Source organism: Desulfotomaculum copahuensis, from assembly GCF_001655685.1.
GTDB lineage: Bacteria > Bacillota > Desulfotomaculia > Desulfotomaculales > Desulfovirgulaceae > Desulfotomaculum_G > Desulfotomaculum_G copahuensis.
Genome location: NZ_LYVF01000013.1, coordinates 155,267 through 179,402, shown reverse-complemented (window position 1 = coordinate 179,402; position 24,136 = coordinate 155,267). Strand labels below are relative to the sequence as shown.

Below are 24,136 nucleotides of genomic sequence, written 5' to 3'. Positions count from 1 at the left end.
GAACGGAATCCGCCCTTTGCCGGCTTGAAAATTAATACCGCTGCTGATAAAATATAGGTGGAAGCGGCATGATTACTGTCATCATGGTGCCGGAGGCGATGTTTGATGACCGTTTTGAAGGAAGCGCCGGAGCGGCAAAATTGCCGTCAGAATGTTGCGTCAAAGATTCATCAACTGGTTGAGCAATGCCGGCAGGGTGGAAATAAGTCACTGCTCTGCCAGATGCAATGGGAAACGGTCCTGTTCCGCGCCCGCCGGGAGGCACCGGAAAAACCCGGTTGCCGGTGTTTTTCGCCGTTCCGTGAACTGCCGGCTGAATCCCGGGCCTATTTCGAGCGGCGGGCCGCCGGCGCCGCCAATCCGATTTTGCGCGCCCGCTACGCCCATTACCTGTGGGACGCCTACCGGGAGGAAGCACACGCCATGCTGGCCATCCGCGCTCATCTGGACTGCGCCCTGCTTTGCGCGGACCGGCGCTGGTGGCCGGAGGCACACGAGGCGCTGCTGCGGGCGGTGAAGCTCTGCCAGTCCCTGCGCCGCGAGCACCCGGAAGTGGAAAGCTGTCTGATCCGGGTGGTCCGGGACATGCTGACGCAAAACGAAATCCGGCGCGCCCGGTTGCTGATTGAGACGGTGCTCGCCCTGGCCGGGGATGTGCCGGCGGCGGAGGAACTGCGCCAGTTGTCGGAACTGGCCCGGCAGGCTGGGGCGATGGAAGGCGGGGAATGATTGCGGCGGCAATTCCGGGAATAGGGCCGGCCGGCGGCCGGTTGGCCGTTTTTCGACCGGCATTGACCGGGAAAATCCAGCCCGAAAGGAGCGAAATACCGGTTGTGGTGGGACGGGCCGAGAGCTTTTTCGCCGGGCCGGGCACAAGGGTGATATCGACGGAATTATTCGGCCGGTTGTTGGAAGTGCTGCATGAAGGAATTATCTGGTTCGATCCGGAGGGCCGGATTATATTTTGCAGTGGGATGGCCGGCCAGTTGCTCGGGCTTTCCTGCGGGGAGCCCGGCGGGTCGGTTTTTGACTGCCATCCGCCCGCGCTGTACGATAAAGTACGCAGGCGCCTGGCCGGGATGGCGTCCGCCGCCCATGGCCGGTGGCACCGGGTGATCAAAAGGCAGGGCCGGTATGTGGAAAACTATTATGCCCCGGTGATGATCAGCGGCGTCTATCAGGGCATAGCTGTAATCGCCAGGGACGTGACTGAACGGGAACTGCTGCAGAAGGCACTGGAAAAATCGTTACAGGAAATGAAGGTTCTGTTTGAAACCGCCCGTGATGTCAACGCCAGCTTGGACACCGGGGATATTCTGGCCAGTGTCTTGCGCATGGCCGGGCCGGCGGCCGGTTTGCAGGCGGGCGGGATTTTTCTGGTCACCGGGGAGCCGCCGGCTGTTTTGGAGCGGGTGCTTACCGGGTATCCGCCGGAAAAAGAAGCCGTCCTGTCCGATAAAAATATCCTGGCGGTGGTGAACGGCTGCCGGGCGGCGGCCGGCGGGGAATGCCGGTTGAACGCGCCCCGGCTCGCTTTGGCCGTGACTGGAGACGATGCAAAGCCAGCCCCGGAATCACGGTTTGATGAACTCCTGCTGCCCGGCGCCGCTGCGGAGGCCGCACTGCCGCTGGTATCGGACGGGCGGTGCGCCGGTGTGCTGATTGCCCATCGCTTTTCCGGCAAACCTTTTTCCTATGAGGAGATGGATTTGCTGAAAAAGTTTGCCGCCCTGGCCGAATCGGCCGTAACCCGTTCGCTGCGCTACCGGTTGACGGAGGGCATGGCCTGCCGGGATACGCTTACCGGTTTGTACAACCGCAATTATTTCGAGTATTTGACAAAAGAAGACAGCGCCGGTTTTAAAATGCCCGTCAGTATGATTATGGTTGACGCGAACGGTTTGAAAACTGTCAACGATAAGTTCGGCCATGCGGCCGGGGACCGCCTGCTCAAGGCCGCCGCCCGGGTAATCCGCCGGTCCGTGCGGCGGCATGAACTGGCCTTCCGTTACGGTGGCGATGAAATGGTCCTGCTTCTGCCCGGTGTGGACGCCACCGGGGCCAGGACCGTTCTTTCGCGGCTGCGCCATCAAATCAAACAGTGGAACCGCGAGCATCCGCAGGAGGAATTTCGCCTCAGCCTGGCCCTGGGCGCCGCCACCGCCGGTGAACCGGATGCGCTGGCCACTCTGCTGACCCGTGCCGACGCGGCCATGTACGTGGACAAGCAGCGCTACTATGCGCGCAAACAGGGGAAAACGGTCATCCACCCGCTGGTCGACGGGAAAAGATGCGTCGGTTGCGGCAACTGCGTGTTAATCTGCCCGGCGGAGCCGGCTGTTTTTGCCATGGCGGAAGGCAGGGCCGTTGTAGCCAACGCGCAGGCCTGTCAGGGGTGCCGGGACTGCGTGGCCGCCTGTCCGTCCGGGGCGGTTTGCATAAACAGCGTGGAACAGGACAACGATCAGGTTGTACATAATTGCGACAAGGGGGACTTGACGTGCCGGTAATCACTTTTGAGGGTTCAACTTTGAGTAGGGAACAAAAACAGGAACTGGTGGAACGGTTCACCCGGGCGGCCAGTGAAGTGACCAAAATTCCCGAACAGGCTTTTGTGGTCTTTGTGCACGAGAATGATCCCGATAACATCGGCGTTGGCGGCGTTTTGCTTTCGACGAAACGGAAAAACTCCTGAAAGCGCTTTGGACTCGTTTACCCCCGCTGAACCCGGGCGGCGCCGGTAAGGTTCCGCGGCGCCGCCATGCCCTGTTTACGGAAAAATCACTTCGTTCAGCTTGAACCACCCCAGCAGATCAAGCGTATCCGCCAGGTGGTCGAACAGTTCCTTTGCTTCCTCCAGGGACAGTGCTTCTATTTCCCGTACCAGTTTGTCCACCCGGGACATTTTCCCACCCCCGCATCCATTTTGGCCGGCCGTTCAGTTCTCAGCCGGCATTGAAAATAACATAATACGCCGGCGGCATCCTGTCAAACCCCTGGTCCGTGGCCGGTGTTTGTGGTAAGATTAATCGCAAGAGGTGGCCTGCCTTGTCTGAAGAGCGTTACCGGGTCTATTCCCGCTACCTGCAGCATAAATTTGGCGGCAAGGTGTACAAGCTGCCGGTGAATTTGCCCGGCACCTGCCCCAACCGGGACGGTACGTCGGGGACGGGCGGATGCATCTTTTGTGACGAGCAGGGAGCCGGTTTCGAGTGCCTGCCGGACAGCCTGACCGTGCAGGAGCAACTGGCCGCCAACCGGGAATATTTCCGCCGGCGCTACAAGGCGCAGAAATTTATCGTCTACTTTCAGGCCTTTACCAACACTTACCTGCCCTTTGACCGCTTCCGGGAATATATACGGGCAGCCGCCGGCGGCGGAGATACGGTGGGCATCGCCATATCCACCCGCCCGGACTGCGTCAGCGACCGTTACCTGGATTTTCTGGCCGTCACGGCGCGGGAACATCAGCTGGACATCAACATCGAGCTGGGCCTGCAGACGGTGAACTACCATACCCTGCTGCAGGTCAACCGCGGTCACACCCTGGCCGAATTTATTGACGCGGTGCTGCGCATTAAGAGATACGGATTGTCCACCTGCGTGCACCTGATCCTTAATCTGCCCGGTGACGGTATGAAGGACGTAATCGAAAACGCCAAGATTCTATCCGCGCTGCAGGTGGAATATGTCAAGCTGCATTCCCTTTATGTGGTCAAGGATACGGTGCTGGGGGAGATGTACCGGCGGGGGGGGTTCGTGATAATCCCTCTGGAGGAATATGTGGAGCGGGCGGTGACCTTTCTGGAATACCTGCATCCGGACGTGGTGGTTCAGCGCCTGGCCGGCCGCGGCCCTTACGGCAAGGTGCTTTTCGCCAACTGGGGCGTGAGCTGGTGGCAGGTCAAACAGCGGATCGAAGCCCGCCTGGCCGCGCTGGACACCTGTCAGGGCCGGCGCTGCGATTACTTGAACGGCAAGGCGTTGCGCAAACGTTTTCACGAAGACACCGTTTGTTGAATTTGCTTTTCCGGGGGTACATAGTATATGGTGGAGAAAAATCAAAACCAGACTTTTGAAGAGGCGCTGGCCAGGCTGGAAGCGGTGGTGCGGGAACTGGAGGACGGCCAGTTGCCGCTTGAAAAATCACTTGCCCTGTTCGGCGAGGGGATCACCCTGTCCCGCTTCTGTCAGCAGCAACTGGAGCAGGCTGAACAGCGTATTTCTATTTTGACGGCGGATGAAAACGGCGAACTGGTGCTAAAGGACGCCGGCGCCTGTCTGGCGGATCTGACCGGCGTCAGGGAAGACTGAACAGGGGAAGTTTTCCGCTGACAGGGCTGCGGCTTAAGCCGGCGCGTCCGCTTGGTAACCGGGTTGCGTGCCTGAGGACAGCCGGGGTTGCCGTGTCCGCCTCGCCGCTGCGGCTAATACCCGCTTCCGGTACAAAAGTGCTTGTCAGATCCAATCCGGCCTGGCAATGATGCCTCCCGGGGCTGTCGGTGCCGGAGCGATCCGGATAAGCGGGGTGGTGGTATGCCGGTTGTTTCATTATTGATCTGGAGGAAATCGACTTGGACTTTTTGACGGAGTTAAAAAACCGGGCCGCGCTGGTGGACCGGGCACTGGCGCAATACATGCCGCCGGCGGACGCCTATCCGCCCCTGATCCACCGGGCCATGCGCTACAGCCTGTTTGCCGGCGGCAAGCGCCTGCGCCCCGTGCTCGCCCTGGCCGCCGCCGAGGCGGCGGGCCGGAATCCGGAACCGGTCATGCCTGCCGCCTGCGCCCTGGAATTGATCCATACTTACTCCCTGGTGCATGACGATCTGCCGGCCATGGACAACGACGACCTGCGCCGGGGCAAACCGACCAATCACCGGGTGTTCGGCGAGGCGGCGGCCATCCTGGCCGGGGACGCCCTGCTCACCCTGGCCTTCGGTTGGCTGGCCGGCTGCGCCGGATCCCTGCCGGCGGAACGCGTGGCGCGGGTGATTGCCGAGGTAGCGGAGGCGGCCGGCAGTGCGGGGCTGATTGGCGGCCAGGCGGTGGACACACTGTCCTCCAGCGCCGAAATGGATGAAAAAACGCTAGAGTATATCCACCGCCACAAAACCGGCGCCCTGTTCCGGGCCGCCGTACGCACGGGCGCCATCTTGAGCGGCGCGGATGAAGCCCGGCTGGCCTCCCTGACCGCGTATGCTGAAAACCTGGGGCTGGCCTTTCAAATTACCGACGATATTTTGGACGAATCGGGTGATCCGGCCAGGATGGGCAAAACGGCCGGCAGTGACCAAAAAAACAAAAAGGCCACCTACCCGGCGCTTTTCGGCCTGGAACGGGCCGCCGAAAAAGCGCGCCGGGCCGCTGACGCGTCTGTGGCGGCACTGGAGAACTTCGGGGCGGAAGCCGCTTTTTTGCGTCAACTGGCTCAGTTTGTGACAGGAAGGGATCACTGAATGAGCGCGGACGCGATTGAGTGCGCGCCGGTGACCTTGAAACTGCCCGGATGAAATGTTATCTTCCCATAGCTCCTGCCAACCTGCCGGCGTCATTAACGGTTGCCGTGGCCGTTTGCCCGCCTACAGCCGGTATGTTATAATCATTTTGAAAGCAAGAAAAGTTGGTTACCCTTGGGGTAAGTGACGCAGTATCCTAGTCAGGTATGCCTTTTTTGAAGACGGGCCTAAAAATCCGTCGCGGGCACATCGATGAAGTTCCTGGTGTTGGCTGCCGACGCCCAGTCGGGGGCTGGTACTGGGGGTTAAGGAAATGGGGCGACCCGCAATGGCATGCGGGCGTTGACCCTGTTTCCGTGGAGACCCAAGTGCGTGGTGTTAAAGCTATGGCTTGGGGTGTGAACCTGCATGTGGTGGGGAGCTGCGTGCAGTGTAGCCTGCCTTGAGTGGTGACGGTGGATGTCCTGCGTGCCGGCTGCCGGACCATGGGCCCATGGGCGGCTGACGGCGGGCTGAAACCGCCATTGCAAAAGAGGCTAGGAAAAGGCCAACCTGCTGAGGAAAACTCCTAGGCTGTCGAATAGGGCGGCGCGGGGATTGCAGTGTGGACTCAGTGGTAATCCAGTCCCGGGACGGTCGGCGTTCCGGAAACAATCCGAAGGGGAAACCACCGGTTTGGCGACAGCCGGCGATTGTTTGGGAAAACCTGCTGGACCTCAAGCCACAATATTTACCCGCGCTGCTGTCACTTACCCTTTTACATACAGGCCCCGTCTTTGTATGAGGTGAAGATTTTTGGGTAACAATAAATCCACTGTTTCCGGTCCTTATTTTTTTCTGGTCGGCGCCGCCTCTTTCCTTCTGGCCGTGTTCTTTTTCTGGCTGTCGCAATTTCTGGCCGACCAATTGAAAAACCTGCTTTTATCTTTTCTTTTTTTAGTTATAATTATACTGAGCGGCATTGTGGCGGATATCCTCGGCACTGCGGTGGCCGCCGCCACCGAGGCGCCTTTCCACGCCCGGGCGGCCAAACGGGTCACCGGTGCCCAGCAGGGTGTTTTCCTGATTCGTAATGCCGACCGGGTGGCCAACATTTGTAACGATGTGATCGGCGATATTGCCGGTACGGTGAGCGGCGCGCTGGGTATCGCCCTGGTGGCGCAAATTTTGATTCACCGGCAGGGCATTCACCAGTCCCTGTTGAATATGTTCATGACCGCCCTGATTGCCGCGGTGACGGTGATCGGCAAGGCGGCGGGCAAGCGGCTGGCCCTCACCCGGGCTGATGAAGTTATTTTTCTGACCGGCCGGATCATGGCCGGCTGGGAAAAATTGACCGGGATCAGCCTGCTGCGCAGGACGCGGCGTCCATGATGCCGGTAAACATGGGTGGAAGGTGGCGCATATTTTGAGCAGGCTATTGCCGGAGATCAACGGACCGGCCGACTTGAAGGATCTGGACGCGGCCGGACTGCAGCAACTGGCCCGGGAAATCAGGGAAGAGCTTATAAACACGGTGGCCGCCAACGGCGGGCATCTGGCCCCCAACCTGGGCGTGGTGGAGCTGACCCTGGCCCTGCACCGGGTTTTTCAAACTCCGCGGGACAAGATCATCTGGGACGTGGGGCATCAATGTTACGTGCACAAACTGCTCACCGGCCGGCGGCCGCTGTTTCACACTTTACGTCAGTCCGGCGGTTTGAGCGGTTTTCCCCGCCGCCAGGAGAGCGCACATGACGCCTTCGGCACCGGACACAGCAGCACTTCCATTTCCGCCGCCCTGGGTATGGCTCTGGCCCGGGATTTGAAAGGCGGGGATCACGCCGTGGTGGCGGTGATCGGCGACGGGGCGATGACCGGCGGCATGGCCTTTGAGGCCATGAATCACGCCGGTCATTTGCAAAAAAACCTGATCGTGGTGCTCAACGACAATGAAATGTCCATCGCGCCCAATGTGGGCGGGCTGGCCGAGTACCTGGGCCGGTTGCGCACAGACCCCATGTATTCCCGGGGCAAGGAGGAAATCGAACAGCTGTTGCGCCGCATTCCGGCCATTGGACCGCGGGTGGTCAAGGTGGTGGAGCGGTTGAAGGACTCTTTGAAGTACCTGGTCGTGCCGGGCATGTTTTTCGAGGAACTGGGCTTCATTTACCTGGGGCCGATAGACGGGCACAACATTCAGGCGCTGATTAACGTTTTCCAGCAGGCCGCGGCGACCAGGGGACCGGTGCTGGTACACGTGCGCACCCGGAAGGGGTATGGTTACGCGCCGGCTGAAGCAAACTCCGGCGTCTTTCATGGCGTGGGTCCTTTTGACGTGCAAACCGGCCGGGTGATCAAAAAAGACGGCCCGCCTTCCTATACGGAAGTTTTCGGCCGCACCCTGGTCGAACTGGGTCAAAGCGAGCCGGAGATTGTGGCCATCACGGCGGCCATGCCCGCCGGTACCGGCCTGGACCATTTCGCCCGGGCCTTCCCGGAGCGTTTTTTCGATACCGGCATTGCCGAGCAGCATGCCGTCACACTGGGGGCCGGTTTGGCCGCGGAAGGGTTGAAGCCGGTGGTGGCCGTCTACTCCACCTTCCTGCAGCGTGCCTACGATCAGGTGCTGCACGACGTCTGCCTGCAGCAGTTGCCCCTCACCCTGGCCGTCGACCGGGGCGGACTGGTCGGCGACGACGGCGCCACCCATCACGGGGTGTTTGATTTTGCCTTTTTACGTTCCATACCCCACATGGTGATCATGGCACCCAAAGATGAAAATGAATTGCGCCACATGTTGAAAACGGCGCTTGAATACCCGGGACCGGCCGCCCTGCGCTATCCCCGGGGTGCGGGTACGGGCTGCCCCCTGACCGGGAAGCCGGCGGTCCTGCCCTTCGGCCGGGCGGAGGTTTTGCGCGAGGGCAATGACATCACCCTTTTGGCCGCGGGCAGCATGGTCTCCGCGGCGGTGAAGGCGGCGGCGGTGCTGGAAGGGCTGGGCATCTCCGCCGCGGTAATCAATGCCCGCTTTGTCAAACCGCTGGACGATGAAACGATCACCCGCTACGCCATGCGCACCCGGCGCCTGGTTACCATGGAAGAGCATGTGCTGGCCGGCGGGTTCGGCAGCGCCGTATTGGAACTGCTCGGCGACCGGGGTTTGCGCAACATCCGGGTGGTGCGCATGGGCATCCCGGACGAGTTTATTGAGCACGGCACACGCGACCGGTTGCTGGCCCGCTGCGGGTTGACCGCGGATGCGGCAGTGCAAAACGCCCTGCTTATGCTCAACGCTGCCAGACGGACGGGTAAAAAAGCCGGTGCCGGCCTGCCGGCCGGGGGAGTGGCCGGGGATGGGCGGCGGTAAGCAGCGGCTCGACCTGCTGCTGGTGGAACAGGGCCTGTTTGACAGCCGGGAGAAGGCCCGGGCGGCCATCATGACCGGGCAGGTGCGGGTGGACGGCCGACCGGTGGATAAACCCGGCCGTCAGGTGGACCGGGACGCGCATCTGGCCGTACCGTCCGGTCCGCCTTATGTCAGCCGGGGCGGGTTGAAACTGGAGAAAGCGATCCATAGTTTCGGGATCGATCTGTGCGGTTTGATTGTGCTGGATGTGGGTGCTTCCACCGGCGGATTCACCGACTGCGCGCTGCAGCACGGCGCCCGGGCGGTGATCGCGGTGGACGTGGGTTACGGCCAGCTGGCCTGGAAACTGCGCAGCGATGAGCGGGTGACGGTGCTGGAAAGAACCAACATACGCCACTTGAAGGCGGGGGATTTGCCTTGCCCGGCCGATTTTGCGGTTGTTGACGTGTCATTTATTTCATTGGCCATGGTATTGCCCTGTCTGGCGGAGCTGACCACTGCGGCCGCCCGGGGGGTGGCGCTGATCAAGCCCCAGTTTGAAGCCGGCCGGGAAATGGTGGGGAAAAAAGGAGTGGTCCGGGATGCCTCCGTACACCGGGCAGTGCTTGCGCAGGTCTGCCGGGTGATCGAAACACAGGGCTGGGGTGTGCGCGGACTGGATTTTTCGCCGGTCAAGGGTCCGGAAGGCAATATTGAATTTCTGGTTTTTTTCGACCGGGCCAATCCCACCACTGTAGATCCGGCGGCGGTTATCCCGGTTGTCGTCGGGCGGGCGCATGCCGCGCTCAACGCCGGCAGGCAGGTATGAATACCGCTGCCGGCGCAGGTTTGTAAAGGGGATGACTGGATGCGGACCGCCGGTTTGGTCGTAAATATGAGTAAAAGCGGCATCCTGGCCCTGGTGGAGCAGCTGGTGCACTGGTTTACGGAGCGGGGCTGCGCGGTGTTCATGTCTTCAGAGGCCGCCGTAGCCTTGAACCGTCCGGAGCTCGGCCTTTCCCGGGCGGAACTGGTATCCCGTGCGGATTGGCTGCTGGTGCTGGGCGGCGATGGCACGCTGCTGCGCAGCGCCCGTGAATGTGCGCCCCGCGGCGTCCCTTTGCTGGGGGTGAACCTGGGCCGGCTGGGTTTTCTCACTGAAATCGACCGGCCGGAGTTGTTCTCCGGACTGGAACAGCTGCTGGCCGGCCGCTACTTTTTGGATGAACGGATGATGCTGGAGGCGCAGGTCGTCCGGCATGACCGGGTGGTGGAAACGGCGGTCGGCTTGAACGACGCCGTGATCACCAAGGGTGCCTTTGCCCGCTTGATTTTGCTCGACACCTTCGTCAACGACGAGTATGTGAGCGCTTACCCGGCCGACGGCTTGATCGTGGCCAGCCCCACTGGGTCCACCGCCTATTCCCTGTCCGCCGGCGGCCCGCTGGTCACACCTGAGCTCGATCTAATGCTGGTCACGCCGATCTGCCCCCATTCCCTCTGGGCCAGGCCGCTGGTGATCAGCGCGGAAAGCCGGGTGAAGGCTGTGCTGCGTTCGGATGTGGGCGAGGTTATGTTGACCATGGACGGGCAGCACGGCTACCGGTTGGAGCAAAACGACACCGTGCTGGTGCGGCGTGCGCCCTGCCGGGCGAAATTCATCCGCCTGAAAAACCGTAGTTTCTTTTACCTGCTGCGTCAAAAATTGAGCGAAGGTGAGCGCAACGATGCTTGAACGGGCCGCCGGCGCGGTTCATTGGGCGCGCGCCTTTATCGCCCCGGCGCTCGGGGAGGGTAAAACCGCCGTGGACGCCACCGCCGGCAACGGCCGGGATACGGACTTCCTCGCCCGCGGGGTGGGGCCGTCCGGGCGGGTGTATGCCTTTGACATCCAGCCCCGGGCGTTGGAAAACACCGCCTGCCGTTTGAAAAAAGACGGTCTGGACAAGCAGGTGATCCTGATGCCGGCGGGGCACCAGGAAATGGCGGCGTACGTGCCGCCGCCGGTTGACGCGGTGATGTTCAACCTGGGCTACCTGCCGGGGGGCGACCACCGGATCGTCACCCGCCCGGAAACCACCGTCACCGCCCTGCAGGCGGCGCTGACGCTGCTCGCACCGGGCGGACGGATTTCGCTGCTCGTCTATACCGGGCACCCCGGCGCCCGGGCGGAGCGGCAGGCGGTGGAAGAGTTTACGGCTTCCCTCGACCAGCATACATACACCGTCTTGAAAATGGTTTTCTGGAACCGGCCGGTGAACGCCCCGGTGCTCATATTCATTACAAAGGAAGGTGCAGCGGTTGAAGGCCCGGCGGCAGAAAAAAATTGTGGAAATCATTCGCCAGCGGGTCATCGAGACCCAGGACGAACTGGCCGCCGCCCTGCGGGAGGCCGGCTTTGCCGTGACCCAGGCCACTGTTTCCCGGGACATCCGGGAACTGGGCTTGATCAAAGTGCCCGGCGAAGGCAATGTTTCCCGCTATGCGCCCCCGGGGGAAAAGCCCGCCGTCTGGCGGGAGGAGCGGTTGAAAAGGCTGCTCGGCCAGTCGGTGCAAAGCATCGACCACAGTGAAAACATGGTGGTTTTAAAGACCCTGCCCGGTGAAGCGCAGGGGGTGGCCTCGGCGCTCGACCAGTCCGGGTGGACAGAAGTAATCGGCACCGTGGCCGGGGACGACACCATTTTAATGATCATCAAACCAAAGGCGCAGGTGCCGGATGTTTTAAAGCGCCTGCGCCGGCTGACCGGGGAGTGAGGCGGATGTTGATATCCCTGGATATTGAAAATTTCGGCCTGATTGACCGGGAAAGCATCGTCTTTGAACCCGGGCTCAACGTGCTTACCGGTGAGACGGGTGCCGGCAAGTCGATCATTGTGGACGCGATCACAGTGGTTCTGGGCGGGCGCGCTTCGGCCGGCTGGATCAAAAGCGGCCGGGAGAGGGCGCGGCTGACGGCGGTGGCCGATGCCGGGGAACCGCCCGGTCTGGCTGACTGGCTGGCGGAAAGAGGCGTTGGCGATTCCGGGGACGGCACACTGGTGTTGAGCCGGGAACTGGCCGCCAACGGACGGCACATCTGCCGCCTGAACGGTCAGGCGGTAACCCTGGGCGTCTACCGGGAAGCCGGCGGGCGCCTGGCCGACCTGCACGGCCAGCACGAGCAGCAGTCGCTGTTTCTGCCGGACCGGCAGCGCGACCTGCTGGACCGTTCCGGCGGCGCGCCGCTTTTGGAAAAGCGTGCGGCCGCGGCCGCGCTGTATGCTTCCTGGCGCCGGGCGCGGCAGAGTCTTGATGAACTGCTGGCCGGGGCCAGGGACCGGGCGCGCCGTCTGGACATGCTGGCCTACCAGGTGCATGAGATTGATCAGGCCCGCCCGGCCGAAGGAGAGGAAGAAGAACTTACCGCCGAACGCAACCGCCTGGCCAATGCGGAAAAAATCGCCGCCCTGGCGGCGGAGTGTTACGCCTGCCTGCACGGCGGGGAACCGGAGGGACAGCCGGCGCTGGACGCCTTGAACCGGGCGGCGCACGCATTGAACGGGTTGTGCCGGTTGGACGGCAGTGTCAAGCCGCTCCTGGAAACGGTTGAATCCTCCCTTTATCAATTGGAGGATGCGGCGCGGGAACTGGCCGCCTATCGCGAGACGGTGGAATACAACCCGGAGCGCCTGCAGATTATTGAGGACAGGCTCTCCTCCCTGCGTCAGCTGCAGCGCAAATACGGCGATACAGTGGCCGAAGTGCTGCGCTACCGGGAGCAGGCGGCCGCCGAAATGGAAATGCTTTCCGGCAGCGAACAGAACACCGCCGCGCTGGAAAAGGAAGTGCAGGTGCTGGCGGAACGCTGGCATGAGGCGGCGGCCGGTTTGACCGCCGCCCGCCGGCAGGCGGCCGGTCAACTGGAAAAGGAAATAACGGCGGAGCTGGCGGAGCTGGAAATGGGGCGGGTGGAATTCAAAGTACAGTTTGAGGACCTGTCCGGACCGGCCGCGGCCGGTGCGGAGCGGGTGGAATTTTTGATTTCACCCAACCCCGGCGAACCTCTGCGCCCGCTGGCCAGGATCGCCTCCGGCGGCGAGCTTTCCCGGGTCATGCTGGCCGCCCGGGCCATCCTGGCCGCGGTGGACGAAGTGCCCACCCTGGTTTTTGACGAGGTGGACGCCGGCATTGGCGGGCGCGCCCTGCAGGCGGTGGCCGAAAAACTGGCCGCCATCGCCCGGCGCCGCCAGGTGCTCTGCATCACCCACGCCGCCCAGATTGCCAGCTTTGCCGCCGCCCATTTTTACATCTGCAAGGAAGTGCGGGGCGGGCAGACGCGCACGCGGGTGGAAAAACTGGATCCGGCCGGACGTTTGGAAGAACTGGCGCGCATGCTGGGCGGCCGGGATGTGGACGGACTGGTCAAAGAGCATGCCCGGTACATGCTGCAGCAGGCACAGGGGAGGTGATAGCCGCTCTCGAAGGCGATGGTCCGTACCAGAGGAGCGAGCTTCTACGGTCCGGAAACGAAACACGGCGCAGCTGAGGCAAGCGAACCGGCAGCGCGAATCGCGTACCGGAAGGTGTCACTGAATTTCCATGCTGGCGCTAAGAAAACGGGTGTCTTTGATTGTCAACAAAAATCGCACGCAATATGCAGCGCTGCCAGGTTCGCTCCGAAGCCGGATGGCAGCGGCATTGGTTATCATGGAATCATTCAAAGTTATGAACCTGCCGCTGCGGGCGGAACCTTAGTTTTAGGAGAAAGCTTTCTTTCGTCGGACCGGAGCATTGGAGCGACGGGGTACGGCCATCACCTTTTTCATTTGTAGGTTGTGTTAAAAAATAATGGTCGTTAGTTAAATAGAAAGATATTTTCCGGGAGAGGAGCAGGCAGTCATTGAGCTATATCAGTGTGGCCATTGGCGGATTTTTGGGCGCCGTCGCCCGTTATTACCTGACCACCCTGCCCTGGGAAAAGGCCGGGAACGGCTTTCCCTGGGGCACCTTGCTGGTCAACCTGACCGGTTGTTTATTCCTGGGTTTTTTTCTGGCTGTGGCGATAAAACTGTTGATCAGTCACGCCTATTTGGTTACCGGTTTATCTTCCGGTTTCACCGGTGCCTACACCACATTTTCAACTTTTAACCTGGATACGTTGCACCTGATTCAAGCCGGCCGGACATCCATGGCTTTGCTGTATGTGCTGATTAGCGCCGGCGGCGGTTTATTACTGATCTGGGCGGGGGACCGGGCGGGGAGTGTCGTTTTATCGCCTGGTGGCGTCTTTCCCCTGGCGCAAGAAGAAAAATAGGCTTGGAAAAGTTTTTTTTCATCGGCCTGTTTGGTATGGTGGGTGCCATGGCCCGTTATCACCTGAGCCGGTGTTTGAACCGTCCGGCTTATCCGTGGGGAACAATGCTGGTGAATATTTCAGGCTCTTTTTTGCTCGGCCTGCTGGTGTCGCTGCGCTTTAGTGATCCCCGCTCGGAAATCATTGTGCTGATCCTGGGAACAGGTTTTATCGGTTCCTTTACCACTTTTTCAACTTTAAATCTTGAAATAATGACCATGTTAAGAAAGCAAAAAAATGCCTTGCCCGTTATTTATGGCCTGACCAGTTTGATTATTGGTTTAATAGCGACTTATGCCGGGGTTATTGCCGGCAAAAATCTATAATAAATTAGGTAAAATAAAACCGGCTGTTAATTGCAGCCGGTTTTATTGTGAAAAAGTAACAAATGTCTCTTAGTGTGTTTAAGCTGTGCATGTGGCAAATGAAGCCACATTTAGGCGGAATAATCGTTACTTAATAAGGTTATTTTAAAGATTGTATCAGGTTGCTTTGAATTTTGTTTTAAGGTTTTGGATGTTATATCGGCCAAAGTATAACCGGAGGTGAGATTAACTGTAAAAGGAGGAGATATTGCTGCAAAAGGAACGGTTGCATAAAACACCTATTTTTATAGCAGTAATGTTTATACTTTACCTTTTTGTTGCCCTGAACTGCAATTTGGCTTTTATGCCATCAAATCAATATATTGCTGTCGGGGATCCGTTGATTCCGGAACAGTATTCACCGCCCCGCTGGCTGCAGATGAAAATTCACAGCGAACTTGATTTGCTCACTCCCGAAGGCAAAAAGATCACCGGGGGGGAATTAATACCGGGCAAGGCGGTTCCAGTGGCGGGTGTGCCCGGACGTCTGGATATGCAGTACCGCCTGCTCGGACTTTTCCCCCTGCACCACACGGTGGTCAATGTGGTACCGGTCAAACGGGTGATCCCCGGCGGCCATTCGATCGGAGTGCTGTTGCACGCACGCGGGGTGATCGTGGCTGGTCTGACTGCGGTGCAGGACCGGTCGGGGACAAAAGTGTGCCCGGCTTCCCGTGCCGGGATTGCCAGCGGTGATGTGATTCTGGGGATCAACGGCCGTCCGGTGAACAGCGACCGCCAGCTCCGGGATGAAATCAGCCGCTGCGGCGCCGGTGGAAAACCGGTGCTGTTGGAAGTCAGGCGGGGGACGAAAGTTTTCAACACCACTGTGCAGCCGGTGCTTTGCCCGGAAACCGGGCGTTACTGCATCGGCCTGTATATCCGGGAAAGTGCGGCCGGTGTAGGCACACTCACCTTTTACGACCCGGAGGCGCGGAAATACGGTGCGCTTGGCCATGTGATCGCTGACTTGAATACCAGTAAAAAAATTGATCTGATTAACGGCAGCATAGTGCAGGCCGCCGTACAGGGAATTCACCCGGGCCGGCGCGGCCGGCCGGGGGAAAAAGTCGGTTTGTTCCGCGGCGAAGGGATGAAGGGCAACATTGAAAAGAACACAACCTTCGGCATTTTTGGGACGTTGGAAAAACCGTTGAGCAATCCGTATTACCGGCAACCGGTACCGGTGGCCCTGGCCTACCAGGTAAAACGCGGGCCGGCGGAAATCCTCACCGTTTTGCACGAAAACAAAATTGAACGCTTCCGCATCGAAATTGTGCAGGTCATGCCACAAGCCCGTCCCGACGGCAAGGGGATGGTCATCCGGGTCACCGATCCCCGTTTGCTGCAGGCCGCTGGCGGCATTATTCAAGGCATGAGCGGCAGCCCGATTATTCAGGACGGGAAGTTTGCCGGCGCGGTAACACACGTTTTTGTCAATGATCCGGCCCGCGGCTACGGTGTACAGGCCGAATGGATGTTGCTGGAGGCGGGCTTGCTGCCGGGTCCGGCAGATATCGAAAAACCAAGAAAAGCCGCTTAAATGCTTAGTATTTTCGACCTATCGCGACTTAAAGCAGTTAATGTGTCAGATCGGGGGAAATATGGTTTTTTTTAAATAATTTTACTCCTGCTTGCAGGAGTTTTTTTCTGCCCGTCGAATCAATTGGATATAAATACCGGTTATAAAAAAAAGATAAAAGATTTAGGAGGCGGGATATTAATGGTGAGAAAGGCCGTTAAGGTGTTGATTTCTGATGATAACCGGGAGTTTTGTGAATTACTGAAAGAATATATCAATCAGCAAGAAGACTTCCAACTTTGCGGTATTGCGCTTAATGGTTTGGAAGCATTGGAACTAATTGAACAACATATGCCCGATGTTATAGTACTGGATATAATCATGCCCCATCTCGACGGGATCGGCGTGTTGGAAAAACTGGCCACAGGGGTCATTTCCCACCGCCCCAAGGTGATTATGCTCACGGCTTTTGGCCAGGAAAGTGTTACCCAACGTGCAGTGGAATTGGGGGCCGATTATTATATTTTAAAACCGTTTGATTTTAACGTGCTTGGGACACGAATCCGGCAACTTTCAGACGGGGTGAATGTTGCACAGTATATTTCCCCGGTCAAGCCGCGCAACCTTGATGTGGCGGTGACCAATATCATTCATGAAATGGGCGTGCCCGCCCATATTAAAGGCTACCATTACCTGCGCGATTCCATCCTGGCCGTTATTGGCGAAGTAAACCTGCTGGGTGCGGTAACCAAGGAACTTTACCCGATGATCGCACAAAAATATCAAACCACGCCCAGCCGGGTGGAGCGGGCGATCAGGCACGCCATTGAACTGGCCTGGGATCGTGGCAATATAGAAATGATGACAAAATTTTTCGGTTATACAATCAACCTGGAACGGGGCAAACCGACCAATTCGGAGTTTATTGCCATGGTGGCGGACAAGCTCAGAATAGAGGCAAAAGTCAGCTAAAAAGAATCAAGACGGAAGTTTAAAAAGACCTGACATAGTCAGGTTTTTTTAAAATGTGAAGCCGGGGCTGCAATTGTACTGAAAAACTTTTATGTATACCAGCATCTATGAGGGATGGCGGGGTTTATTTACTGACTGCAGTATGCTGTCTTCTTGACTCGCAACCACAAAAACTGTAAAATGTTAGGGACATGTTAAGGCGGTGAGCGCATGTACGTGAAAGGCACGGTCCGGGTGGACAGTCGTACCAAAAACCTGGTCAAACGGCTGTTGCCGCATGAAATTGCCGTCATCGACCACGCCGAACTGGACGATGTGGCGGCGCATTCACTGATCGCCGGCCGGGTACGGGCTGTCATCAACGCCTCTCCTTCTTTAAGCGCGCGCTACCCCAATGCCGGTCCGCTCACCCTGGTGCAGGCCGGCATTCCCCTGGTCGACAACGCCGGTCCGGATGTGATGGCTTTGCCGGAAGGGGCGGAAGTTGAAATCAGGGACGGGGTAATTTATCTGAACCGGCGGGAACTGGCCCGCGGGAAGGTATTGACGGATGTGGAAATCCGCCGGCAGATGAACGCCGCAAGCCGGAACATGGGTCCGGTGCTTTCCCGTTTTGTTGAAAACACAATGGAACACGCCCGCCGTGAAATGTGCCTGGTGGCCGGGGACTACCGGCTGCCCCGGCTGAAAAATTCTTTTCACGGCCGCCACGCCCTGATTGTGGTCCGCGGCCAGAATTACAAAGAAGATCTGAACACGATCAAATCTTACATCAATGAAATTGAGCCGGTGCTGGTGGGAGTTGACGGCGGCGCCGACGCCCTGGTCGAATGCGGTTACCGCCCGGATCTGATTGTGGGCGATATGGACAGCGTCATGGACGAAACCTTGAAGTGCGGGGCCGAACTGGTGGTTCACGCCTATCCGGACGGCCGCGCCCCCGGCCTGCAGCGGATCCGCAAACTGGGCCTGCCGGCGGAAATATTCGCCGCTCCCGGTACCAGTGAGGACATCGCCATGCTGCTCGCTTTCGACGGGGGGGCGGAATTGATCGTGGCGGTGGGCGCCCATTCCAGTGTGGAGGATTTTCTGGAAAAGGGGCGGCAGGGTATGGCCAGCACTTTTCTGGTGCGGATGAAAGTGGGTTCCATTCTGGTGGATGCCAAAGGCGTCAGCAAATTGTACCGCAACCGGATTAAAGCACGTTATCTGGCGCAAATCGTGCTGGCCGCGCTTTTACCGGCCGGCGCGGTTGTTTTCGTCTCCCCCGCCACCAGGGAGTTGCTCCGCCTGCTGATCATCCAGTTCCGGCTCTTTTTGGGCATCTAACTTGCGTTATTGTGCGGGGTGATTCAGTGATTATCGACCTGCGCTACCATATCGTCTCCCTGGTGGCCGTATTTCTGGCCCTGGGCATCGGCATCCTGGTAGGCAGTACGCTTTTGGGCAATGACGCCCTGGTCCGGCAGCAAAAGCAGTTAACCGACAAACTGCAGGTGCAGATGGAGCAGTTGCGCCAGAAAAATGAAACCGTGCAGGCACGGGCCAATTCCCTGGAGATCGACAACAACATTCAAAAACAGTTTGAGAAGCAGGTGCTTCCGGCACTGGTGGCCGGCCGCCTGAACGGTTACCGGGTGGCTATTGTAGAAACAAACAGCTACGGTTTTTCCGATGATCTGGCCTCCCTCCTGCATGACGCCGGAGCGGTGGTGACTTCGGTGACCACGGTGATCAACGGCTTTGATGCGCCGCAGAAGGCGGAGCTGGAAAAACAGCTGGGCTGGGGCAACCTCGGCGGCAACGATCTGGTAACCCGGATGGCCCGGGAAACGGCACGGGGAATTGTCGCCGGCGACAATCAGACGGTGATCAACGCGCTGACCGGGGCCGGACTTTTGAAAAGCAGCGGTGATTACGGCGTGCCCCTCGACGGGGTGATCATCATGGGCGGCAGTCAGGATCGCGAGATGGCCCGGTCCGGCATCCTGGACCTGCCGATGATCGATTACTTCCTGGGCAGCAAGATTGCTGTTTTCGGCGTGGAGGAGACCGGCGCACAGTATTCCTACATGCCGGATTATGAAAAAAAACGCATCAGCACGGTGGACAACATCGACACCGCGCCGGGGCGTCTGGCCCTGGTGCTGGCCATGGACGGCCAGCCCGGACACTACGGGGTCAAATCCACCGCCCAGAAATTGCTGCCGGATTTGAATCCGGGAGGGGGAGCGGAAAATGCCGGAAATAACCGCGCTAATTCCCGCCCACAATGAAGCGGCCCGGATCGGGGACACCGTGCGGGCGGTGTTTTCCATTCCGGGAATCAGCGAAATACTGGTGGTCGATGACGGCTCCACCGACGAAACGGCTGCAGCGGTCCGGGCGGCCGGCGCCCGGATTTACTCCCTGCCCTTCAACCTGGGCAAGGGCGGAGCGCTGAACCATGGGGCGGCGGTCTGCCGCGGCGATGTGATTTTGCTGCTGGATGCGGATTTGGGGGCCAGCGCCGCCGAAGGCATCAAGCTTTTGCCGCCCATATTGCGGGGAGCGGCGGACATGACCGTGGCCCGTTTTCCCCGCGCCGGGCGCCGGGGTGGCTTCGGCCTGGTCAAGGGGTTGGCCCGCGCAGGCATCCGCTGCTACACCGGCCTGCAGATGGAATCCCCCCTTTCCGGGCAGCGGGCGGTGACCCGCCGCGTCCTGGAGCGCCTGCTCCCCTTTGCCCCGGGCTACGGCGTGGAGGTGGCCCTGACCATCAAGGCCGCCCGGCTGGGTTTTAAAGTGCTTGAGGTGCCGGTGAATATGACCCATCAGGAGACCGGCCGGGACTGGGCCGGTTTTGTGCACCGGGGACGCCAGTTCGGCCACGTATTGCGTACGCTGGCCGGGGCGTGGCGGGGGTAACGGAAGTCGGAAGTTGGAGGCCGGAGGTCGGAGAAGCCCTTGTTAAATATGTTTACTGTTTTGCCTTTTCCCGTGGCGCTGGCGCTGGCCGCGCTGACCGGGGCGATGTTCACCCGTTTGCTTTTACCCGGCATGATGCACGTGATTGCCGGGGCCGGTTTTGTGCGGCCCAATTTCCGCGGTGACTGCATTCCCCTCGGGGTGGGCATGGTTTTCGCCCTCAGCGGGGTGGGCGGCGTGGCACTGTTTTATCTTCTGTTGCCGGCCGTCCTGCAGCCGGCGGCCATGCTTTTTCTGCTTGCGCTGACGGCCTTTACCTGCCTCGGTCTGGTCGATGATGCCTGGGGGTCCCGGACCACCACTGGACTGAAAGGGCACCTGCTCAGCCTGTGCCGCGGAAGGTTGACCACCGGGGCGCTGAAAGCGGTAGGCGGCGGCGTGATTGCGCTGCTTTTGTCGGCCGCCGCCGGCCCCTGGACTTGGATTCCGGTCAATGCGCTGGTGCTGGTGCTTTCAGTCAATGCCGTCAACCTGCTTGATTTGCGACCCGGCCGCGCCGGCAAGGGGTTTCTGCTGGTGGCGGTTTTGCTCCTGGCGGCCGGTTGGGGCAAACCGGAGCTGTTTTTCGTCCTGCTTGTGGCCGGCAGCCTGCTGGCTTACCTCAAAGTGGACCTGCACGCGCAAGCGATGATGGGCGACACCGGGGCCAACGCCCTGGGAGCGGTCCTCGGCCTGGCCGCGGTCTGGGTGCTGCCGGCGCCGGTGAAGCTGGTTTACCTGGGGCTTCTGGTCGCCTTGCATCTTTTTGCCGAAAAATATTCCCTCACCGCTTTCATTGCCGGAATTCCCGTTTTGGACCGCCTCGACCGCTGGGGCCGGAATTGACGCCGGTAAGGATAACCGTTTGCCCTTGCTGATCTGAAAACCGCCACCGCAAGGGCCTCACTGACGTGCCGCCGGAAAATTAAAATCTAAATAACAACGACTTAACAATTCCCTGATAAAATAAGAGCGGCAAGGCTGCTTTTTATTTTTCCGCACCGGGAGTGAGCTTATGATTACCGGCATTGGCATCAAGGTGGCACAACTTTTTGATAAACTGAACCTGCCCCGGTGGAGTTACGCCGGCCTGTCCGTGTCTTCCCGCATACCGGAATTGTTGCAGCGCGATCAGTGGGTGGGGATTATTTACCTGGACATAGAGGAATTCCAGCTTACCGAACAGATCTACGGCGGTCTGTACTGCCGGCAGGTGCTGGCCGCCTTGGACCGCCTGGTCCGGACCCGGGCGGCCTTCCTGCCCGGGCCGTACTCTTTTTTGGAGTACCGTCGCTGGGGTGATGATCTGGTGATTTATTTTCATTCGCCCGGCCGGACGCAGCCTCCGGTTGCGGAACTGGCCCGCCTGGCGGCGCAGGTCAGTGAGCGGCTGCTGGTGGAGTTGAACCGGCAGTGCGCCCGTCCCGTGCCCTTTACGCTCAATTTTCACGTCGGTTACAGCGTAATCATGCCGGAAAAGGAAAATCCGGAAAAAGCCCACTATAACGCCTATAAAGAGGCAGTGCGGGTGGCCAAGGGAGAGCTGAACGTGCTGGAAGTGGAACGGCGGCAAAGATTCAGCGCACTGTTGGCGGACCGGGACATCCGCGTGGTTTATCAGCCGGTGGTGGCGCTGGATTCAGGGCGTATATTCGGTTACGAAGCCTTGAGCCGGGGTCCGGAGGACTCTTTTTTCGCCAATCCCCTCAACCTTTTGGCTTTTGCCGAAAAGAACAACCAGTTGTATACTCTGGAAAAAATCATGCGGGAAAAGGCGCTGGCCGGGTGGACCGGTGAATGGCGGAAACAGGTGCTTTTTCTGAATATCAGTCCCCAGATCATCTACGACCCCGCCTTCCACCCGGACGAAATCAACGCCCGCCTGGACGAACTGGGGATCAGACCGGAACGGCTGGTGCTGGAAATCACGGAAAGGACGGGTATTGAGAATTTCCAGGCTTTTCAACGTTCCCTGGAAACTTACCGCCGGCACGGTTTCAAAGTGGCGGTGGATGACGCCGGTTCCGGTTATTCCAGCCTGCAGGCGGTGGCCGAACTGCAGCCGGAATACATCAAGCTGGATCTTTCGCTGATCCGGGAACTGGATCAGAATCCGGTCAAACGCATTCTGGTCGAAACATTCCTTACCTTTGCCGAAAAAACAGGCAGCCGGGTAATCGCCGAGGGAATTGAAAACAGTGAGGAATTGACCCGCCTGCGCAAAATCGGCATACCCCTGGGGCAGGGATTTTTCCTGGCCCGGCCGGCCTGTCCGCCCCCGGCGCTTTCACCGGCGGCCGTCCGCCATTTGGCGTGTCCGGCCGAAGTTACCAGCCAGCGCTTCCGTCCGGGGGGGATGGTGCCGGTGGGCAGCATACCCAGTTCCGGGGCCGCCGTCCATGCCGGCACCATGACCCGGGAACTGGTTGATTTCTTCACCGAACATCCCCGGGTGGAAGGGGTGGCCGTGCTGGACGATGCCGGTGCGCCGGTCGGTCTGGTCATGCGGGACAAGCTTTTCAACCAGCTCGGCACGCAGTTCGGTTTTGCCATTTACCACGAGCGTCCCGTTTCGCTGGTCATGGATGCCCGGCCGCTGACGGTGGAGGACGACTCCCCGGTGGAGGTGGTCAGCCAGGCGGCCATGGGCCGTCCGGATCTGAAAGTGTACGACTCCATTATCGTGACCAGAAACCGCGCTTACCTGGGGCTGGTTTCCGTGCGTCAGCTGCTGGACGCAATCACCAGCCTGCAGGTGGAAACGGCGCGCTTTGCCAATCCGTTGACCGGTCTGCCGGGCAACCGCCAGATCGACGCCGAATTACTCAACCGGCTGGGTGAGGGCCGGCCCTTCAGCGTGATCTACTCCGACCTGGACCACTTCAAAAGCTTCAACGATCGCTACGGGTTTGAACGGGGGGACCAGGCGATCAAGCTGACCGCTGATATCATGGTGGAAACGGTGGCCCGTTCAGGCCGGCCCGGTGACCTGGTCGGACACATCGGCGGGGATGATTTCATTATCGTCACCGTGACGGAAGCGGCGGAGGAAGTCTGCCGGGGCGTCATTGCAGAATTCGACCGGTTGATTACCTCACTTTACGATCCGGAGGACAGGGAAAAGGGCTTCATTGATACCTGTGACCGGCAGGGCCGGCCGGTGCAGCTGCCCCTGATGACCATTTCCCTGGCGCTGATTGATTGCCGGCCCGGGCAGTACGCCGGTCCGGAGGAACTGGCCCGGGTCGCCGCCGGATTGAAAAAATACGCCAAGTCCCGGGAGGGGAGCGTTTTTGTCCGGGAGCGGCGGCAGCACAGGGACTGAGAGCGCTTGCCGGACGGCACCGGTGAGCGTCTTTCGTCAGGCGGTTGCCATAATGAAAATGCGGCGCACTGCGGCGCCGGCAAGGTGGCGGGGCGGCGGCGGGCGGCGGTCAAAGCGGCCTGGTATCCGCCCCCCGGCCGGTGATATAGTTTTCCGTGCGGCTGTCCTTGGGACGGATGAACACTTCCGGCGTCGATTCGTATTCCACCAGTTCACCGTCGCAAAGGTAGGCGGTGTAGTCGGAAACGCGGGCGGCCTGCTGCATGTTGTGCGTGACCAGGATGATCGTATAGCTTGCTTTGAGTTCACGCATCAACTCCTCGATCCGGATCGAGGCAATCGGGTCCAGCGCCGAACAGGGTTCGTCCATGAGCAGGATTTCCGGCTCCACGGCCAGCGCCCGGGCGATGCACAGCCGCTGCAGCTGGCCGCTGGACAAACCGGCGGCCGTGTCGTGCAGCCGGTCACGCACCTCTTCCCACAAACCGGCCTGTTGCAGGCAGTTCTCCGCCCGTTCCTGCAGCTGGCGCCGGCCGCGTATCCCGTTCAAGTAAAGACCCGCCACCACATTTTGAAAAATGGACATGGCCGGGAAGATGTTGGGGGTTTGAAAAACCATTCCCACCCGGCGGCGCACTTCCACCGCGTTTATGCCGTTGTAGATGTTCCGGCCGTCCAGCCACACCCGTCCCGCCACCCGGGTGCCGGGGACAACTTCGTGCATGCGGTTCAGGCAGCGGATGAAGGTTGATTTGCCGCATCCGGACGGGCCGATCACGGCTGTGATCGTATTCGCCCGGATGGGCATGCTGATTCCCTTGAGCACCTGGTGTTGGCCGTACCAGGCCTGCAACGCCTCGACCCGCAGTTTGTATGACATG

At 59.8% G+C, this 24,136-nt stretch carries 23 protein-coding genes and 1 pseudogene; 22 read left to right on the top strand and 2 right to left on the bottom strand.

The window, feature by feature from the left end:
• Positions 1 to 105 precede the first annotated feature (105 nt).
• The 3 genes from A6M21_RS02195 to dmpI are packed head-to-tail and all read left to right on the top strand — an operon-like array spanning position 106 to position 2,695.
• Positions 106 to 729 carry a DUF7380 domain-containing protein gene (locus A6M21_RS02195; protein ID WP_066666251.1) on the top strand — a complete coding sequence of 208 codons (624 nt, stop codon included), beginning with the start codon at positions 106 to 108 and terminating at the stop codon, positions 727 to 729.
• The gene (locus tag A6M21_RS02190) at positions 726 to 2,510 is read left to right on the top strand and encodes a diguanylate cyclase (RefSeq protein WP_066666250.1); all 1,785 of its coding nucleotides are present in this window, start codon (positions 726 to 728) and stop codon (positions 2,508 to 2,510) included. The genes A6M21_RS02195 and A6M21_RS02190 overlap by 4 nt, the downstream gene beginning before the upstream one ends.
• A complete protein-coding gene (gene dmpI / locus A6M21_RS02185) occupies positions 2,501 to 2,695 on the top strand; it encodes a 4-oxalocrotonate tautomerase DmpI (protein ID WP_066666249.1) in 195 nt (64 codons plus the stop codon). Before A6M21_RS02190 ends, dmpI begins: the two co-directional genes overlap by 10 nt.
• A gap of 75 nt (positions 2,696 to 2,770) precedes the next feature.
• Here the strand turns inward: dmpI and A6M21_RS19225 are convergent, their stop codons facing one another.
• On the bottom strand, positions 2,771 to 2,905 hold the full coding sequence (locus tag A6M21_RS19225; protein WP_282434521.1) for a hypothetical protein: 135 nt from the start codon (positions 2,903 to 2,905) through the stop codon (positions 2,771 to 2,773).
• A 143-nt stretch (positions 2,906 to 3,048) separates the two neighbouring features.
• Here A6M21_RS19225 and mnmL point away from each other — a divergent pair, with 143 nt between their 5' ends.
• The 19 genes and pseudogenes from mnmL (at position 3,049) to A6M21_RS02090 (ending at position 23,255) form a co-directional block, all read left to right on the top strand.
• Positions 3,049 to 4,020, top strand: coding sequence for a tRNA modification radical SAM protein MnmL/YtqA (mnmL, locus tag A6M21_RS02180; protein WP_066666248.1), 972 nt, complete (start codon positions 3,049 to 3,051; stop codon positions 4,018 to 4,020).
• 27 nt (positions 4,021 to 4,047) lie between these two features.
• Positions 4,048 to 4,314 carry an exodeoxyribonuclease VII small subunit gene (gene xseB, locus A6M21_RS02175; RefSeq protein ID WP_066666247.1) on the top strand — a complete coding sequence of 89 codons (267 nt, stop codon included), beginning with the start codon at positions 4,048 to 4,050 and terminating at the stop codon, positions 4,312 to 4,314.
• A gap of 260 nt (positions 4,315 to 4,574) precedes the next feature.
• Positions 4,575 to 5,459, top strand: coding sequence for a polyprenyl synthetase family protein (locus tag A6M21_RS02170; RefSeq protein ID WP_066666246.1), 885 nt, complete (start codon positions 4,575 to 4,577; stop codon positions 5,457 to 5,459).
• A 795-nt stretch (positions 5,460 to 6,254) separates the two neighbouring features.
• Entirely contained in the window at positions 6,255 to 6,833 is a 579-nt protein-coding gene (locus A6M21_RS02165) for a CNNM metal transporter family protein (protein WP_066666245.1), read from the top strand.
• 34 nt (positions 6,834 to 6,867) lie between these two features.
• A complete protein-coding gene (gene dxs, locus A6M21_RS02160; protein WP_066666244.1) occupies positions 6,868 to 8,811 on the top strand; it encodes a 1-deoxy-D-xylulose-5-phosphate synthase in 1,944 nt (647 codons plus the stop codon).
• Positions 8,798 to 9,619: a TlyA family RNA methyltransferase gene (locus A6M21_RS02155; protein WP_066666300.1), complete on the top strand. Its 822-nt coding sequence runs from the start codon at positions 8,798 to 8,800 to the stop codon at positions 9,617 to 9,619. The genes dxs and A6M21_RS02155 overlap by 14 nt, the downstream gene beginning before the upstream one ends.
• Positions 9,620 to 9,658: 39 nt before the next feature.
• Positions 9,659 to 10,525, top strand: coding sequence for an NAD(+)/NADH kinase (locus A6M21_RS02150; protein WP_066666243.1), 867 nt, complete (start codon positions 9,659 to 9,661; stop codon positions 10,523 to 10,525).
• A pseudogene (mnmM, locus tag A6M21_RS17700) lies at positions 10,518 to 11,018 on the top strand (tRNA 5-(aminomethyl)-2-thiouridylate-methyltransferase MnmM); the annotation flags it as partial. The gene A6M21_RS02150 and the pseudogene mnmM, both read left to right, overlap by 8 nt.
• A gap of 73 nt (positions 11,019 to 11,091) precedes the next feature.
• On the top strand, positions 11,092 to 11,547 hold the full coding sequence (gene argR, locus A6M21_RS02140; RefSeq protein WP_066666241.1) for an arginine repressor: 456 nt from the start codon (positions 11,092 to 11,094) through the stop codon (positions 11,545 to 11,547).
• Between the two features lie 5 nt (positions 11,548 to 11,552).
• Complete coding sequence (gene recN / locus A6M21_RS02135; protein WP_066666240.1) at positions 11,553 to 13,241, top strand: DNA repair protein RecN; 1,689 nt, start codon at positions 11,553 to 11,555, stop codon at positions 13,239 to 13,241.
• A gap of 431 nt (positions 13,242 to 13,672) precedes the next feature.
• On the top strand, positions 13,673 to 14,086 hold the full coding sequence (crcB, locus tag A6M21_RS02130; protein WP_066666239.1) for a fluoride efflux transporter CrcB: 414 nt from the start codon (positions 13,673 to 13,675) through the stop codon (positions 14,084 to 14,086).
• Positions 14,087 to 14,088: 2 nt separating this feature from the next.
• The gene (gene crcB / locus A6M21_RS02125; protein WP_078060314.1) at positions 14,089 to 14,451 is read left to right on the top strand and encodes a fluoride efflux transporter CrcB; all 363 of its coding nucleotides are present in this window, start codon (positions 14,089 to 14,091) and stop codon (positions 14,449 to 14,451) included.
• Positions 14,452 to 14,830: 379 nt separating this feature from the next.
• Entirely contained in the window at positions 14,831 to 16,033 is a 1,203-nt protein-coding gene (gene spoIVB, locus A6M21_RS02120) for a SpoIVB peptidase (RefSeq protein WP_242868731.1), read from the top strand.
• 180 nt (positions 16,034 to 16,213) lie between these two features.
• The gene (spo0A, locus tag A6M21_RS02115) at positions 16,214 to 16,984 is read left to right on the top strand and encodes a sporulation transcription factor Spo0A (RefSeq protein WP_066666297.1); all 771 of its coding nucleotides are present in this window, start codon (positions 16,214 to 16,216) and stop codon (positions 16,982 to 16,984) included.
• Positions 16,985 to 17,194: 210 nt separating this feature from the next.
• Positions 17,195 to 18,313 (top strand): putative cytokinetic ring protein SteA, encoded by a 1,119-nt coding sequence (steA, locus tag A6M21_RS02110; protein ID WP_066666238.1) that lies wholly within the window; start codon positions 17,195 to 17,197, stop codon positions 18,311 to 18,313.
• Positions 18,314 to 18,339: 26 nt separating this feature from the next.
• Complete coding sequence (locus A6M21_RS02105) at positions 18,340 to 19,260, top strand: copper transporter (RefSeq protein ID WP_066666237.1); 921 nt, start codon at positions 18,340 to 18,342, stop codon at positions 19,258 to 19,260.
• Positions 19,223 to 19,891 carry a glycosyltransferase family 2 protein gene (locus A6M21_RS02100; protein WP_066666236.1) on the top strand — a complete coding sequence of 223 codons (669 nt, stop codon included), beginning with the start codon at positions 19,223 to 19,225 and terminating at the stop codon, positions 19,889 to 19,891. Before A6M21_RS02105 ends, A6M21_RS02100 begins: the two co-directional genes overlap by 38 nt.
• Before the next feature lie 48 nt (positions 19,892 to 19,939).
• A complete protein-coding gene (locus A6M21_RS02095) occupies positions 19,940 to 20,776 on the top strand; it encodes an MraY family glycosyltransferase (protein ID WP_066666296.1) in 837 nt (278 codons plus the stop codon).
• A 169-nt stretch (positions 20,777 to 20,945) separates the two neighbouring features.
• Positions 20,946 to 23,255 carry a GGDEF domain-containing protein gene (locus tag A6M21_RS02090; protein WP_066666235.1) on the top strand — a complete coding sequence of 770 codons (2,310 nt, stop codon included), beginning with the start codon at positions 20,946 to 20,948 and terminating at the stop codon, positions 23,253 to 23,255.
• Between the two features lie 109 nt (positions 23,256 to 23,364).
• Here A6M21_RS02090 and pstB read toward each other — a convergent pair whose 3' ends face one another.
• Positions 23,365 to 24,135 (bottom strand): phosphate ABC transporter ATP-binding protein PstB, encoded by a 771-nt coding sequence (gene pstB, locus A6M21_RS02085; protein ID WP_066666234.1) that lies wholly within the window; start codon positions 24,133 to 24,135, stop codon positions 23,365 to 23,367.
• Position 24,136: the final 1 nt, after the last annotated feature.